The organism is Gracilimonas sediminicola (genome assembly GCF_024320785.1).
Lineage (GTDB): Bacteria > Bacteroidota > Rhodothermia > Balneolales > Balneolaceae > Gracilimonas > Gracilimonas sediminicola.
This window is the reverse complement of the sequence record NZ_JANDBC010000003.1, coordinates 628,467-643,419: the sequence shown is the minus strand read 5'-3', so window position 1 is coordinate 643,419 and position 14,953 is coordinate 628,467. Positions and strand designations below refer to the sequence as shown.

The following is a 14,953-nucleotide window of genomic DNA, read 5'->3' as shown; positions in this document are numbered from 1 at the left end:
AATTCGCCATGTAAAGGGGCAGGAACTTAACATCCAGTTTACTAATAATATAGGTCAGGAAAGCATTATTCACTGGCATGGACTCATTGTTCCCCCCGAAATGGATGGACATCCCAAAGATGCAATATCAGGAGGAGCCTATGATTATGAATTCAGCCTGAATCAAAGAGCCGGCACCTATTGGTATCACCCTCATCCTCACAGAATAACTGGAGAACAGGTTTATCGCGGGTTAGCAGGTTTTTTTATTATTGAAGATGACGAAGAAAAAGCACTCAACTTACCGAGTGGTAACTACGAGATACCGCTCGTTATTCAGGATCGGAGAGTAAGTGACTCTGGGCAGATTATTTATAACCCGTCTATGCCCGAACGGATGATGACTGGGTTTTTGGGAGATACGATCTTAGTTAACGGAGCGCCATCTCCTTACCATGAAGTTGAGCCTGGTGTGTATCGCTTGAGAGTATTAAATGGCTCAAATGCCCGGATTTATAATGTAGCGTTTCAAGATGATCTTTCCTTTATGGTCATTGGCACCGATGGAGGCCTTCTACCGGAAGCTATTGAGACCAATGAATTATTAATGGCCCCAGGGGAAAGAGCAGACATACTGGTAGACTTCTCTGGATTGAAGAAAAATAGTATTCACCTTATCAGTAAACCATTTGATGTGCCTTCCGGCGGCGGTATGATGGGAATGCAAAACATGATGGGGAGCTCCGGCCCCGAACAAGGCACTGGTTTTGATCTTATGGAATTCAGGATTGATGGAGAATCTAAGCAAGAATCAGTGGACCTTCCCGGTCAGCTGTCTGAATCGACCTTTCCTGAAGCTTCATCTGCTGATCGTACCCGCCCCATTCGGTTGGACATGCAAATGATGAACGGCCATACCATTAATGGGCGTCAGTTTGAGATGGAGCGAGTCGATGAACGTGTAGAGCAAGGAAGTACTGAAATTTGGGAGTTTATCAATAACTCAAACGTACCTCACCCCATGCACGTGCATGCCGTTCAGTTTAAAGTTCTTGATAGAAGCGGAAGCAGAGGATTAATGCCTACCGAAACAGGCTGGAAGGACACGGTACTTGTCATGCCTGACGAGACTGTTAGGGTTATCATGAATTTCAATGCGCCAAAAGGCTTGTACGTTTTTCACTGTCATAACCTGGAGCACGAAGACAACGGCATGATGGCTAACCTTCAAATCGAATAACAGGCAAGCATAAGAGCATTTCAAAATCTAACCAGTAATTAATTTTACAATATGGAATCTTTCATTCAATCATTTGGGGAATCAGCTAAAACAGCACTCGGCTTTTTCTGGAAGGCCGGTTGGGCTTTTGTTTTGGGATATTTTGTATCAGGTATGATTCAAGCCTTTGTACCCAAAGGGAAACTCACGAAATATATGGGAGGCGCTGACTTCAAGAGCATCTCTCTTTCTACCTTTTTTGGTGCGGCTTCATCATCATGTTCATTTGCGGCCTTAGCGGCTGCCCGCGCACTCATTAAAAAAGGTGCGCATTTTATAGCCGGTGTGGCCTTCATGTTTGCCTCTACCAACCTGGTGATCGAATTAGGTATCCTGATATTGATCTTTTTAGGATGGCAATACCTGGCAGCTGAGATCGTAGGCGGACTGGTTTTGATAGCCATCAGCAGTGTGCTAATCAGACTGACCTACCCCAAAAGCTGGATGGAAGCAGCCCGTAAAAAAGTGGAATCTGAAGGAAGTGATCTGGAAGAAGATTTCAATTGGAAGAAACGGATCAAAAGTAAAGAAGGGTGGCAATTGGTTGGTCATAAGTTTGTCAATGACTGGAAAATGGCTTGGGAAGATATATTAATAGGCTTTACCATTGCCGGTTTTGTGGCTGTACTGGTCCCACAATCGTTTTGGACGGCACTTTTCCTGGCGGATGCGCAGCACCTTCCGGGATGGCTCGTTGCGGTAGAAAATGCCCTTATTGCGCCGTTTGTAGCCGCATCAACCTTTATTGGGTCGATGGGAAATATCCCTCTGGCTACCGTATTGAATGAAAATGGCGTACTGTTTGCAGGTATCATGGGCTTTATCTACTCCGATCTGATGGTGCCCCCACTCGTTCATATAAATGCAAAATATTATGGATGGCGTGTTGCGCTGTACATTGCGGGAATCATGTACATCAGTATCGTATTAACAGCCCTGATCCTCAATGGGCTTTTCTCAGCTTTTGGAATCGTTCCTGAAAGTGCACGGGTTGTGTCTGAAATAACCCAATTCAAAATAGATTACACATTCTGGATGAATATTGTCTTCACTTTTATTGCCGGTGCATTAATCTGGCTCAATAAGAAGTATCTGCAAAACCATGAGATGAAGATGATGGAAATGGAAAGTGGAGGAAAGCTGAAAAAAGTCGCGGTAATCCTATTTATCCTTATAAATCTGGTGGGCCTCTCACTGTTTGCCTACACCCAATTACTATAACCTTAAATTAGTAAAACATGTACCTATTTATTACGCCCGATTGGGCTCCCAACATTCACCCACTGATCGTTCATTTTCCCATTGCGCTATTAGTGACGGCTGCATTGGCTAATTTTGTATCCCTTTTTATTCAAGAAAAATGGTGGGATGAAACAAAGAGTACCATCCTTTATGTAGCAGGCACGCTGTTCGCCGGGATCACCTACTATAGTGGTACATTAGCTGCAGATAGCGTCTTTTTACCTACAGAAGCTCAATCGGTACTAAGTGAGCATGCTGACTGGGCGGAGTACCTGCTTTGGTTCTTTGTTATATACACTCTATTGAGAATCGCCTTTCATTGGTTTGATCTTTTTGAAAAAAAGAGCTTTAAGATCATTGCATTCATTACAGTGCTTCCGGGATTATTTATGGTGTTTGAAACCGCGGAGTATGGTGGTAAAATGGTATATGGATATGGAGCCGGAACCGGTCAATTATTACAACAAGAAGAATCAGCCCCATCTGAAGTCACCGACAGTACTACTGTTCCATCCTCTTTTATTTCAAAAGATAATGGAGACTGGACCTGGGAGATCAACTCAAATTCAGTCAGTGACCTCATCACTAATTTTCACTGGGTGGAAGGTTCTTTACAGGCATTAAAGCCAACTATAACTTCGAGTGGCAATCCGCTACTACAGCTTCAAGCTTCCGGGCAAGCGAATCTATTTGTTACCCATCAATCATACCAAAACATACAAGTTGATTACTACCTCAATCTGGATGATTTAGATGGAGAAATAGAACTCATTCATCACCTGCAGGATGCAAATAATTATGATTTTGTTTCACTGAATTCGGATGGGATTATTCGTCAGGGCAGAATCCAAAACGGTGAAACCATCATTTTTGAAGAAGGCACCTATGAAACCGATGGTCTGTTATTTCTACGTGTAGTGGCAGATGAGACTCATTTTCGCGGATACATTAACAGAGAAATGAAAGTTCACGGTCACGGAGATGTTCCCGAAAGTGGGGCAGTGGGTATAAAATTAGTTGGCAGTGGATCTCTTCTCATATCTAAAATTGAAATGACGCAACTCTAAAAAACTACCTCAATGAAATCCTTTATAAAAATATTCGCTGTTCTTGTGTTTTTATCAGGAACCGTGATGGCTCAAACAAACCAAAAAGAAACCAAGGTTTTAGAAGCACTTGACAACTTTAAAACCGCCATTATTGAAAATGATTCTGAGGCCGCATCAAATGTAATGGCTGATGATGTCTTGATACTGGAAGGCAGCGGACTGGAAACGGAGGAAGAATATCTTTCCCATCACTTTCACTCTGATGGTAAATTTCTGAAGGCTATGAACCGTGAGATACTAACTCAAAAAATCAGCATTGAGGGGAATACAGCATGGGTAAGCACGGTTAGCTCCATGAAAGGAACGTATTCTGAGAGAGAAATTGACCTGACCTCACTTGAACTGGCTGTATTGAAAAAGGAAGGTTCGGGTTGGAAGATAGCAGCCATTCACTGGTCATCCCGATAAGCAACAAACGATTTAATGAAAACGGAGTAAAACATGGACCACCAACACCACAATCACATAGACCATAATCACGAAGGTCACAATCATAGTGAGCATAGTAAGGATAAGGAACAAAACCATGATCATGATGGCCATGAAGGGCACTCCCATCATGAACACCACAAAATGATGGTGCAGGACTTTAAATTTCGATTCTGGTGGGTGCTTGCACTCACAATTCCGATCATGGCGCTCTCTCCAATGATTCAGGATTTTCTGGGTGTGGACTGGAGATTCACCGGTGACAGCTGGATTTTAGCTGCGTTATCAACCGTCGTTTACTTCTTTGGCGGATGGCCATTTCTTACCGGTCTGATTGATGAGCTTAAGAAAAAGCAGCCGGGAATGATGACACTCATCGGCCTTGCTATTTCTATCGCCTATCTCTATAGCACGGCTGTGGTCTTTGGCTTTGAAGGCGACCTGCTCTACTGGGAGCTTTCAACCCTGGTCGGAATTATGCTGCTGGGGCATTGGATAGAAATGCGCTCTGTGATGAGCGCCTCGTCAGCCCTGGAAGAACTGGCAGCTCTCATACCGGGTGAAGCCCATCGCGTGAATGAAGACGGCTCCACGGAAGACGTCCCTGTGGAAGAGTTACAGCAGGGTGACAAAGTCCTCATCAAACCAGGTGAGAAAGTGCCGGCCGATGGGATTGTGGTTAAAGGTGAGTCCAGTGTGAATGAAGCCATGCTTACCGGAGAGTCCAAGCCGGTTAGTAAGCAAAAAGATGATGAGGTCATTGGCGGTTCTGTAAATGAAAAAGGCTCTCTTACTATACAAATTTCTAAAACCGGGGACGATTCATTCTTATCTCAGGTTATTAGCCTGGTAAGAGAAGCACAGGAAAGTAAGTCTCGTACCCAGGATTTAGCCAATCGGGCTGCTTTTTGGCTGACTATTGTTGCCATTACAGCCGGCCTGATAACCTTTGGAGCCTGGATCTTTTTTACGGGACAAAGCTTTGACTTTGCCATGAACCGAACCGTAGCGGTCATGGTGATTACCTGTCCGCACGCTTTGGGCCTGGCCATTCCTTTGGTTGTTTCCCGCTCAACAAGTATTGCTGCGACCAATGGATTTCTTATACGCAATCGGTCTGCTTTTGAGCAGGCAAGAAACTTGGATTCCATCATATTCGATAAAACCGGTACGCTGACCGAAGGAACCTTTACGGTAACCAATATTCTGAATTTTGGGGATGATCACTCCGATGAAGAGATACTTAAATATGCAGCTTCGCTGGAGAAAAACTCTGAACATCCACTTGCTAAAGGAATCCTCGAAAAAGCCGGCGAAACCTGGGAGCCGGATGAGTTTAATTCCATCACCGGAAAGGGAATTGAAGGCAAGGTAAATGGAAAGTCGGTGAAAGTAGTAAGCCCCGGATATATTCGGGAGCAGGAAATGGAATACCCAAAAGCTGAAGTTGAAAAAGTATCATCTCAGGGAAAAACGGTCGTTTTTGTGATCATCGAAGATCAATTGACCGGAGCGATTGCTTTGGGAGATCAAATTCGAGAGTCGTCTAAGAATGCGATTGATGCACTGCACAAAATGGGTATTGAGTGCATCATGCTGACGGGCGACAATCAACAAACGGCCGATTATGTAGCCGGGGAATTAGGCATAGATCAGGTGTTTGCTGAAGTGCTGCCGGATGAAAAAGCCGATAAGGTGAAGGAAGTTCAGGGGCAAGGAAAACTTGTGGCCATGACCGGAGACGGCGTCAACGATGCACCCGCACTTGCGCAGGCTGATGTAGGCATTGCTATCGGGGCCGGTTCTGATGTAGCCGTTGAGACCGGCGATATCGTACTGGTAAAAGATAACCCTGAAGATGTAACGGCATTAATTAAGCTCTCAAAATCTACCTACAGAAAAATGGTGCAAAACCTGTGGTGGGCTTCCGGGTATAATATCGGAGCCATTCCTCTGGCTGCCGGAGTACTGTTTGCCTGGGGCATTATATTAAGTCCTGCCGTGGGAGCCATTCTGATGTCGCTAAGTACTGTTATTGTAGCTATCAATGCACGGTTCTTGAAGCTCGAAAATTGAAGGATGTAAAATGGAAACTAAGTTTATCAAAAGATGGGTTCAAAACTGCGAATCTAACTTTAATATTTTCAAATCACTAAATAGGTACATCAACCCAACAGAATAGAGGAGATACTATGAGAAAACTAAACACTAAGAAATTAGGAATAGCAGTTGGCGCAACAGGCGTGATTTTATATCTGGGCTGTGCCTTGTTGATGATCGTGCTTGGCCAGCAAGGAACTATTTCCTTTTTTAACGCCCTCTTACACGGTTTTGATACGTCATCAATCATTCGAATGGATATTCCTTTGTGGGAATCACTTCTTGGAATTGTTCTGACCTTCATTATAGGCTGGATATCAGGGGCATTAATCGCTGCCATATATAATGTTAGTCTAAACGATTCTGAGAGTTAAAGGTGATCAGTGATCCTGTCAAAAAAGTAATTTTTTGGGCCTTTATCCTTAATACAGTTTGGGAATTTGTTCAATGTGGCTTTCTATATGGCATGTGGGACTGGCCTTTTCTCAAAGCTACCGTTTGGATGTGGGGAGCCGTGTTAGGGGATATCATCATTGTATTAGGTCTTTGGAGAGCCTCATCAATGCTGACTTCATCTGTGCATCTGGAACCTCATCTTGGTCGCAAAGGATATTTTGTGCTTTTCGGCTTGAGCTTTGCAGCAAGTATTTTTCTTGAATGGGCTGCCATGTTTCTTAACCTGTGGGAATATACTTCTGCGATGCCTGTGCTAACTATTTTTTCTTATGAGGTTGGCTTATCGCCGATTGTTCAAATTACGGCTCTTCCCGCTCTGAGTATTTATTTGACTGATATTACTACAGACCAACCAGTACACTAAAAGTTTAAATAAATATTAAATACTTAGATACATGATATAGCCCAAAGATAATGGATCTGCTATTATTTGACTCTCGACCATGGTACAGGCCTTATATTAGATGTGTATTGAAGTTATAACCAAAATGGAGAACTAATTATGCCATTCAAGAAAGGAGAAGTTTATAAATGCCCTGACGAAGGGTGTGGATGTGAAGTCACAGTAACCAAAGGTGCTCCACCCAGTTGTGGAGGTACGCAAAACCCTACCTGCTGCTGTGGCAAAACCATGGTAGAGAAAGACTAAACCAGGATTGAACCGGACCTTGTTTCCGGTTCTTTTTTTAGTAGTTATTATTTAGGTAGAGGAAGAATAAGAAATAAATTCGCCCAGCCATGAAACCTGACATTAAAGAAAAATATAAGGGGGTAAGCACTTTCAAAATCGGGGAAGCAGCCCGGCGTGCTGATGTGAATAAAGAAACGGTTCGTTATTATGAAAAGCGCAATCTTATTCCCAAACCTGACCGAAGACGATCAGGTTACCGAATTTTTACCCAGCGGCATATCGATCAGATTAAATTTATCAAGCGGGCGCAAGAGTTGGGGTTCACGCTGAGCGAAATCAAGGAACTGCTGGAACTACGAATTGATGAGGATACCACTTGCTCAGAGGTCAAAAGTGAAGCGGAAGAAAAATACCAAGGTGTGGTAGAAAAGATCGAAGACCTGCAACGAATAAAGAATACCCTGATAGATTTAATTGATTCGTGTGCGGGTGAAGGGCATAAAGGAAATTGTCCTATTTTAAAAGCTCTGGAAGGTGAAAGTGAAAAAGGGAAAAAGCTGAGATGAAGGTAGTATTATATTCGAATATTACTTGCCCGGAATGTAAACACGAGACTCTTGAAGTTATGCCAACAACTTCCTGCCAGTTCTTTTGGGAATGCCCGGAGTGTAAAAGCATCATCAAGCCTAAAGAAGGAGACTGTTGTGTGTTCTGTTCTTATGGGGATACGCCTTGTCCTTCTATTCAGCAAGAGAAATTCTGTTGTTGAACAAAAACTTTATTTATTGACATCTCGTTTTATCATTTCTTAACCATACTTTCTTTGGATTTTAAAGTTGAGGGCCTATTTTCTATATGTGGAAAAACTGAATAACCATATACAGTTTAAATTTGCTGCAAACTTAGTTATTGTAGCCAGTATTCTATGTGTACTCTTTGGAAATGGATTGCATGTTCACGCCCTCTTTGATCATATCTTCGATCACGGTGATGTACATGCTTTTGTACACATCCATTCAAATGAGCGGGATCAAAATCATAGTCACGCCAAAGAATTTGATGATAAGGACGCACATCGGCATCCAACGGCTACCGTTGACCTAACGGGAACACTAACTCAGAAGACTACCAATAAAGTATCCACTAACACAGAGCTTTTTTCTTCTCCAGCCGTTTTAAGCAGCCAAAGAACTTTACAATCTCCGATCCTGCTTTACTTAGATCTGCCACCGCCGGATCATCTGTATCGGTCTAGCCATTTCTCTTCGTATTCTCTTCGCGGCCCACCCCTGGGATAACTTTATCCCTTTGGCAGATAGCATCTCTTATCAGCTATCTCCATTAACATTCTATAACCATTAATACATCAAATTTATGAATTCATCCAAGTGGTGGATCTTGTTTTTGGTATTCCTATGGGTACCATTACAGGTTCACGCCCAATCCCAAACCCTTTCCTTAGAGGACGTTGTTGAACGGTTCAAGCAACACAGTCTCCAGCAAGAACTGGCAGAGCTTGAAAAGCTTCGAAAACAGGGAGCGGCTCAACAGTATAAATCATACATGAATCCCGAGGTGAGCATTTTCAGCGAACAGCTCAATGCCGGTACGCTCGATTATGATGAAACCACGTATCAGATCTCGCAGCCGATTGAACTGCTGGGACAACCTTTCCTCCGAAACAAAAGCGCCAATAAAAGCAGTGAAGCAGCGGAATTGAGCTATGAGTATGATCGCTCGGCTCTAATCCAACAGGTAAAAAGCTTGTATGCCGAATATTGGTTTTTACAGCATAAACTGCAGGTATACGACCAAGCGCTTGAAGTTATCAGCCAGGTGTTGACATCTGCCAAAGACCGCCAAGAAGAAGGCACGGAATCAGGACTTCAGGTGCAGCGTTTTACGGTAGAAAAGAACCGCTACTTGCGCGAGCGAAATGAAGTAGAACTGGAAATGATGCAGGTTGGCAACCAATTGGCTTCCATGATCATTTCATCCGAAGAGTCCGGTTTTGAATTTCAGGTGGAAGCTGATTTGCCGGTTGAGCCGATCATGGAGGATTCGGAAACACTGAAACAGTACGCCCTGGAACACCGGTCCGATTTACAAGCTATTGAGCTTGAAGCAGAAGCTCTCGGACTTAAATACAAAGTCGAAGAACGAGAGCGTCTCCCGGACTTAAAGGTGAATTTCGGCTATAAAAATCAGTCGGACGGCTCGGAAGGATTTGTAATTGGAGGGGGCATACAACTGCCAATTTTCAACCGAAACAGCGGAAGTATCACCATGGCAGAAGCAGAACATCGCAGCGTGGAAACATCGTTGCAGCTCCAAAGGCGAACTATTCACGATCAGGTGGATGTGGCCTACCGTCGTGTTCAGAATTTGTATGCGCAGTGGCAAGAGATGCAACAAAACCCACTTTCTGCGGAAATGTTGGAAACGGCACGATCTGCTTATCAGGAAGGACGTTATTCGCTGGTCGAATTGCTGGATGCCACCAAAGCCTACGTAGATGGTCGTAGCCTTCAGTACCGTATTACCGCTGATTACCAGCAAGCTCTTTTTACACTCGATACCATCACTTCAGGAAAAATATTCTCAACTCAAAACACTTCAGAACAATGAAAAATTTATTCACAGTACTCTTTGTAAGCATTGCATTTATTATCGCCGGTTGTGGCTCAGAAAAGGAAACACACAGTCATGGCGAGGACGGAGATCACACTCATGAAGCTCCGGCTCAATCATCCACTTCTGATGATAATGATGCAGTTCGGATCGGAGGCGGTGACCATTCAGCAGATGACGACTCGGCGCATACCCATGATGGAGAAGGTGACCATAGTCATGATGATGAAGAACACAGCCATGATGATGATTCAACTCATTCTCATGGGGAAGAAGAGCACAGTCACTAATTCCCAAGCAATCCACAAAACTATCACGAACAAATTTTGATGCAATGAAACAGCTAATACCATTACTAATTCTAAGTACATCCCTGTTGATGATGGGTTGCGGCGGTGGCGGTGATGAAGGCCACAGTCACGGTGAAGACAGTGACCATATCCACGAGCAGCCAGCCCAGCAAGCACAGGAAGATGATAGCCATTCCCATGATGGAGAAGACGCCCATAGTCATGGGGAGGATGCCCAACTGGAGGGAGCCGGAGTGATCACAAAATGGACCGATAAAACCGAACTGTTCATGGAGTATCCGGAACTCATTGTAGGACAGGAAGCCACCTTCGCCGTTCACCTGACCCGGCTTTCAGATTTCCAACCTATATCGGAATCTGAAGTTCAGTTTGTATTTAGCTCTGAGCGAGGCAATGAAGGCTCCCTGACCGAAACGGAAGTGCAGATACCCGGCATCTATGGACCGGATGTTATTTTCGACCGGGCAGGACGCTACGACCTGACAATTATCATTCAAGGAATGGTAGATGATACCCTTCAGGTAAATGGTATTCCTGTTTATGCATCTGCAGAAGAGGTTCCGGCAGCTCACGAGGAAGATGATCCCAATCTGATATCCTTTCTGAAAGAACAACAGTGGAACATTCCTTTTGCAACTCAAAAAGTAGGAAGGCGCACGCTTTCTGAAACGGTAGATGCGCATGGTGAACTAAAACCGGTAAAAAGTATGGAAGTTACGGTTTCTGCTCCATTTTCAGGGATCATTCTGAGCAGCGCCAATCAAAGCCTGCCCGTAGAAGGACAAAATATCAGCAAAGGCATATCGCTTTTACAGCTGAATCCTTCTATTCAATCCGCGGATGGAGAAAATTATGCCCAGCAGTTTATCAATGCGCAATCGCAATTGTCTTTGGCCCACAAGAATTTGGAACGGTCGAAACGATTGTTTGAAAAAGAAGCCATTCCGGAGGTGGAACTGGAAAGAGCACGGATCGAATACCGTCAGGCGCTCACGGAATTTCAAACGATCAATGAGATCGCACAAATTGATACATCAAAGGTAGATACCTATGGCGACTCAGAATCCTCTTATGGCTTTGCCATGAAAGCCCCGATTTCCGGAATCATAGTGGATTCTTACGTACAGCCAGGCATGCAGGTGAAAGCAGGTGAAGCTCTCTTTAAGCTGGCTGATATGAGTAAAATGTGGCTCAGCGTGCATGTCCCCGCTGCTGAACGAAAGGCTATTCAAAATCCCGGAGAGGCCGTATTTTATGTGCAGGGAAATGATAAAATGTACAACATGGAGGAGGTTAACGGGCGCTTGCTTAGCACTGGCAAGCAAGTGGAACCCCAAACCCGAACGCTTTCTCTGATCTATGAAATTGATAATCAAGAAGGTTTGCACAGCGGACTCTTTGTGACCGCAGAGATCGACACCGATCAAAAAGAAAACGTGGTCGCCATCCCGGAATCAGCCCTTATTGAAGAGGAAGGTAATTTTGTAGTGTATGTACATGTGGCCGGGGAATCGTTCGAAAAAAGAGCGATAACCACGGGCATTAGAAACCGCGGCTGGGTGGAAGTGACTTCCAGCCTGGAAGAAGGCGAGCATGTGGTTACAACCAATGCCTATCAGGTGAAATTGGCTTCTTTGTCATCTGAAGCACCTTCGCACGGACACTCTCATTAATCATCAGGAAAGGAAATAAATTATGTTAGATGCAATAATCAGAGGATCGTTAAGGTACCGGCTGGTGGTGTTGGTGAGTTCAGTGGTCATATTGGCAGCCGGAATTTATATCGTGGACCGGATGCCGGTAGACGTATTTCCGGACTTAACCGCCCCCACAGTGACAGTCATGACCGAAGCCCATGGATTGGCCCCGGAAGAAGTAGAACGACTGGTCACCATCCCGGTCGAGACCTCGGTAAATGGAGCAACCGGCGTGCGACGGGTTCGCTCGTCCACCGCCAAAGGTATATCCATTGTATGGGTAGAATTTGACTGGGGGACTGATATTTTCAGGGCACGTCAAATTGTAAATGAGAAGCTACAGCTGGTAGCAACCAGTCTGCCCGAAGAAGTCCCGCCGCCTATTATGGCACCGATATCCTCCATCATGGGGGAGATCATGCTGGTGAGTGTGAACAGCGATGAACATTCCGAGCTCGAAGTACGAACAGCCGCCGACTGGGAAATAAGAAGAAGACTTTTAGCTATTCCAGGAGTGGCTCAGGTCATCCCCATCGGAGGCGGGCAGAAACAATATCAGGTGCGAGTCAGCCCCGATAAGCTGAAGCAATACAATATTACGCTATATCAGGTATTACAGGCTACCGAGCAGGCCAACGAAAACTTTTCCGGCGGATTCTTCAGGGAATACAGCCAGGAGTACACCATTCGTGGAATAGGTCGGGCATATTCTGTGGAAGACCTGGAGCAGTCGGTCATCACCCAGCGAAATAACATTCCGATCACAATTGGAGATGTGGCAACCGTAGAAATTGCAGCCGCTCAAAAGATCGGGGATGCCTCGGTGAATGCTGAGCCGGCGGTAATTATCTCTATCCAAAAACAGCCCGGTGCAAATACCCTGGAACTTACCTCCCGTGTAGATGAAACCTTGGCACAGATCGAATCAAGTCTCCCGGCCGGATTTGAGATCAACACGCACCTGTTTCGCCAGGCCGAGTTTATTGAACTGGCCATCGATAATGTTATCGAAGCTCTGCGGGATGGGGCCTTTTTGGTGATCGTGATCTTGTTTCTGTTTCTGGGGAATTTCCGCACCACCTTGATATCACTTACTGCCATTCCACTCGCGCTAATCTTTTCGATCTTCGTGCTGGAATTCTTTGATATCACCATCAACACGATGACCTTGGGCGGGATGGCGATTGCCATTGGGGTGATCGTGGATGATGCCATCATTGATGTGGAAAACGTGTTCAGGCGACTCAGAGAAAACTCAAAACTGCCGGAAGCTAAGCAGAAACCGGCCATTGACGTGGTATTTGAAGGGTCGAAGGAAATTCGATCATCCATCATTAATGCCACACTGATCATTATGATCGTTTTTCTACCGCTATTCTTTTTAAGTGGAATCGAAGGACGCATGCTCCAGCCACTGGGACTGGCTTACATCATCTCCATTGGGGCGTCGCTGGTAATTGCCATGACCGTTACACCAGCGATGTGCTACTATTTGCTACCGAGCCAGGCCTCCAAAGGAAAACTGGAAGAAAGCTGGTTCACCAAGAAGTTAAAATCAGGCTATGAACACGTGTTGAATATAGTCCTTCGCATCAAGAAGACGGTGTTGGTTGGTACCTTGGTACTCTTTCTTGGAACCTTAGTAGTGTTACCATTTCTCGGAAGATCTTTCTTGCCGGAGTTTAATGAAGGTACGCTGGTGATAAGTGCAGTAACAATTCCGGGGACTTCGCTAACCGAATCCAATGCCGTAGGTAAACGAATTGAGGAGATCCTGCTGGAACATCCGGCCATTGAATCAACCTCTCGACGAACTGGTCGGGCCGAATTAGACGAACACGCACAGGGAGTGAATGCTTCTGAGGTTGATGCTGAACTTGACATCCCTGAAGGCACCACCAAAGAACAAGTGTTGGCTGAGATTCGGGAAAACCTAAGCGTAGTTTCAGGAACCAACATCACTATTGGTCAACCTATCGGGCACCGCATTGATCACATGCTGTCCGGTACACGAGCCAACATTGCCGTGAAGATCTTTGGTACGGATCTGTTCAGGCTTCGGGCTCTGGCGGAAGAAGTACGCGGACAAATGGAAACGGTAGAAGGCGTGGTGGACCTGTCAGTAGAACAGCAGCAAAATGTTCCTCAGCTTCAAATCCGTCCTGATCGAAGGGCACTGGCTCGCTATGGAATCACGATTCAGCAACTTGCTGAAATGGTGGACGTGGCGTTTGCCGGTGAAGTAGTTTCGCAAGTACTTGAAGGCGACAAGATGTTTGACCTGCTGGTACGCTTTGATGAGGATCACCGTGGAAGTATAGAAGCGGTTCAAAAGGCGACTTTCAACCTGGAAGACGGAACCATAGTACCTCTGTCAGAATTGGCATCGGTGACATCCCGAAGTGGTCCAAATACCATCAGTCGCGAAAATGTGCAGCGCAAGATCGTAGTCTCCGCTAATGTAGCGGGAAGAGATCTGCGTGGTACGGTAGATGAGATCCGGGCCAATGTATCTCAAAATGTCAGCTTCCCGCAGAGCTACTTTGTGGATTATGGCGGTCAGTTTGAAAGCGAAGCGCAGGCTACGCGCACCATTTCGTTGCTTAGTATTATCGCCATTGCGGCCATTTACCTGTTGCTATACCTGGAATTCGGTTCTCTGAAAACAGCCTTGCTGGTCATGGTAAACCTCCCGTTTGCCCTCATCGGAGGTATTTACACGGTGCTGTTTACCAGCGGGATTATCTCTATTGCCTCATTGGTAGGCTTTATCACCTTATTTGGTATTGCCACCAGAAACGGAATCTTGATGGTTTCGCATTACCAACAGCTCAGAAAAGAAGGGAAAGAATTTCTGCAAGCCATTCGTCAGGGCGCAATGGAACGTCTTAATCCCATTCTGATGACCGCACTCACTGCCGGACTTGCCCTTATCCCACTGGCTTTAGCCGCCGGTGAGCCGGGTAACGAGATACAGTCTCCGATGGCTCAGGTTATTCTGGGTGGACTATTGAGTTCGACCTTACTTAATATGGTAGTAATTCCTGCACTACTGGCACAGTTTGAAACACAAGAATAATTTCTGAACA

Annotated in this window: 15 protein-coding genes; all 15 read left to right on the top strand. The window is 45.2% G+C overall.

Annotated features, from left to right (window positions below; genetic code table 11):
• The coding region (locus tag NM125_RS15695; RefSeq protein WP_255135929.1) for a multicopper oxidase family protein at positions 1-1,219 on the top strand (1,219 nt) is incomplete at its 5' end.
• A 51-nt stretch (positions 1,220-1,270) separates the two neighbouring features.
• Complete coding sequence (locus NM125_RS15690) at positions 1,271-2,479, top strand: permease (RefSeq protein ID WP_255135928.1); 1,209 nt, start codon at positions 1,271-1,273, stop codon at positions 2,477-2,479.
• Between the two features lie 17 nt (positions 2,480-2,496).
• Positions 2,497-3,567, top strand: a complete 1,071-nt coding sequence (locus tag NM125_RS15685; RefSeq protein ID WP_255135927.1) for a DUF2231 domain-containing protein — start codon at positions 2,497-2,499, stop codon at positions 3,565-3,567.
• 12 nt (positions 3,568-3,579) lie between these two features.
• Positions 3,580-4,017 carry a YybH family protein gene (locus NM125_RS15680; RefSeq protein WP_255135926.1) on the top strand — a complete coding sequence of 146 codons (438 nt, stop codon included), beginning with the start codon at positions 3,580-3,582 and terminating at the stop codon, positions 4,015-4,017.
• 33 nt (positions 4,018-4,050) lie between these two features.
• Positions 4,051-6,114: a heavy metal translocating P-type ATPase gene (locus tag NM125_RS15675; RefSeq protein WP_255135925.1), complete on the top strand. Its 2,064-nt coding sequence runs from the start codon at positions 4,051-4,053 to the stop codon at positions 6,112-6,114.
• A 116-nt stretch (positions 6,115-6,230) separates the two neighbouring features.
• Positions 6,231-6,512 (top strand): DUF5676 family membrane protein, encoded by a 282-nt coding sequence (locus tag NM125_RS15670; protein WP_255135924.1) that lies wholly within the window; start codon positions 6,231-6,233, stop codon positions 6,510-6,512.
• A 92-nt stretch (positions 6,513-6,604) separates the two neighbouring features.
• Positions 6,605-6,958 carry a hypothetical protein gene (locus tag NM125_RS15665; RefSeq protein ID WP_255135923.1) on the top strand — a complete coding sequence of 118 codons (354 nt, stop codon included), beginning with the start codon at positions 6,605-6,607 and terminating at the stop codon, positions 6,956-6,958.
• Positions 6,959-7,096: 138 nt separating this feature from the next.
• A complete protein-coding gene (locus tag NM125_RS15660; RefSeq protein WP_255135922.1) occupies positions 7,097-7,243 on the top strand; it encodes a hypothetical protein in 147 nt (48 codons plus the stop codon).
• An 89-nt stretch (positions 7,244-7,332) separates the two neighbouring features.
• A complete protein-coding gene (locus NM125_RS15655) occupies positions 7,333-7,791 on the top strand; it encodes a MerR family transcriptional regulator (protein WP_255135921.1) in 459 nt (152 codons plus the stop codon).
• Positions 7,788-7,994, top strand: coding sequence for a GDCCVxC domain-containing (seleno)protein (locus NM125_RS15935; RefSeq protein WP_284700220.1), 207 nt, complete (start codon positions 7,788-7,790; stop codon positions 7,992-7,994). Before NM125_RS15655 ends, NM125_RS15935 begins: the two co-directional genes overlap by 4 nt.
• Positions 7,995-8,082: 88 nt before the next feature.
• Positions 8,083-8,523, top strand: a complete 441-nt coding sequence (locus NM125_RS15650; RefSeq protein WP_255135920.1) for a hypothetical protein — start codon at positions 8,083-8,085, stop codon at positions 8,521-8,523.
• 76 nt (positions 8,524-8,599) lie between these two features.
• A complete protein-coding gene (locus NM125_RS15645) occupies positions 8,600-9,853 on the top strand; it encodes a TolC family protein (RefSeq protein ID WP_255135919.1) in 1,254 nt (417 codons plus the stop codon).
• Complete coding sequence (locus NM125_RS15640) at positions 9,850-10,146, top strand: hypothetical protein (RefSeq protein ID WP_255135918.1); 297 nt, start codon at positions 9,850-9,852, stop codon at positions 10,144-10,146. The genes NM125_RS15645 and NM125_RS15640 overlap by 4 nt, the downstream gene beginning before the upstream one ends.
• A 44-nt stretch (positions 10,147-10,190) precedes the next feature.
• Positions 10,191-11,840: an efflux RND transporter periplasmic adaptor subunit gene (locus NM125_RS15635; protein ID WP_255135917.1), complete on the top strand. Its 1,650-nt coding sequence runs from the start codon at positions 10,191-10,193 to the stop codon at positions 11,838-11,840.
• A 22-nt stretch (positions 11,841-11,862) separates the two neighbouring features.
• On the top strand, positions 11,863-14,943 hold the full coding sequence (locus tag NM125_RS15630; RefSeq protein ID WP_255135916.1) for an efflux RND transporter permease subunit: 3,081 nt from the start codon (positions 11,863-11,865) through the stop codon (positions 14,941-14,943).
• Positions 14,944-14,953 lie beyond the last annotated feature (10 nt).

Excerpts from the sequence above, each read along its gene's own strand:
- NM125_RS15680 (WP_255135926.1), top strand. The coding sequence starts at position 3,580 with ATGAAATCCTTTATAAAAATATTCGCTGTTCTTGTGTTTTTATCAGGA.
- NM125_RS15935 (WP_284700220.1), top strand. The coding sequence starts at position 7,788 with ATGAAGGTAGTATTATATTCGAATATTACTTGCCCGGAATGTAAACAC.
- NM125_RS15665 (WP_255135923.1), top strand. The coding sequence starts at position 6,605 with ATGTGGGACTGGCCTTTTCTCAAAGCTACCGTTTGGATGTGGGGAGCC.
- NM125_RS15655 (WP_255135921.1), top strand. The coding sequence starts at position 7,333 with ATGAAACCTGACATTAAAGAAAAATATAAGGGGGTAAGCACTTTCAAA.
- NM125_RS15630 (WP_255135916.1), top strand. The coding sequence starts at position 11,863 with ATGTTAGATGCAATAATCAGAGGATCGTTAAGGTACCGGCTGGTGGTG.
- NM125_RS15660 (WP_255135922.1), top strand. The coding sequence starts at position 7,097 with ATGCCATTCAAGAAAGGAGAAGTTTATAAATGCCCTGACGAAGGGTGT.
- NM125_RS15640 (WP_255135918.1), top strand. The coding sequence starts at position 9,850 with ATGAAAAATTTATTCACAGTACTCTTTGTAAGCATTGCATTTATTATC.
- NM125_RS15635 (WP_255135917.1), top strand. The coding sequence starts at position 10,191 with ATGAAACAGCTAATACCATTACTAATTCTAAGTACATCCCTGTTGATG.
- NM125_RS15645 (WP_255135919.1), top strand. The coding sequence starts at position 8,600 with ATGAATTCATCCAAGTGGTGGATCTTGTTTTTGGTATTCCTATGGGTA.
- NM125_RS15685 (WP_255135927.1), top strand. The coding sequence starts at position 2,497 with ATGTACCTATTTATTACGCCCGATTGGGCTCCCAACATTCACCCACTG.
- NM125_RS15690 (WP_255135928.1), top strand. The coding sequence starts at position 1,271 with ATGGAATCTTTCATTCAATCATTTGGGGAATCAGCTAAAACAGCACTC.
- NM125_RS15675 (WP_255135925.1), top strand. The coding sequence starts at position 4,051 with ATGGACCACCAACACCACAATCACATAGACCATAATCACGAAGGTCAC.
- NM125_RS15670 (WP_255135924.1), top strand. The coding sequence starts at position 6,231 with ATGAGAAAACTAAACACTAAGAAATTAGGAATAGCAGTTGGCGCAACA.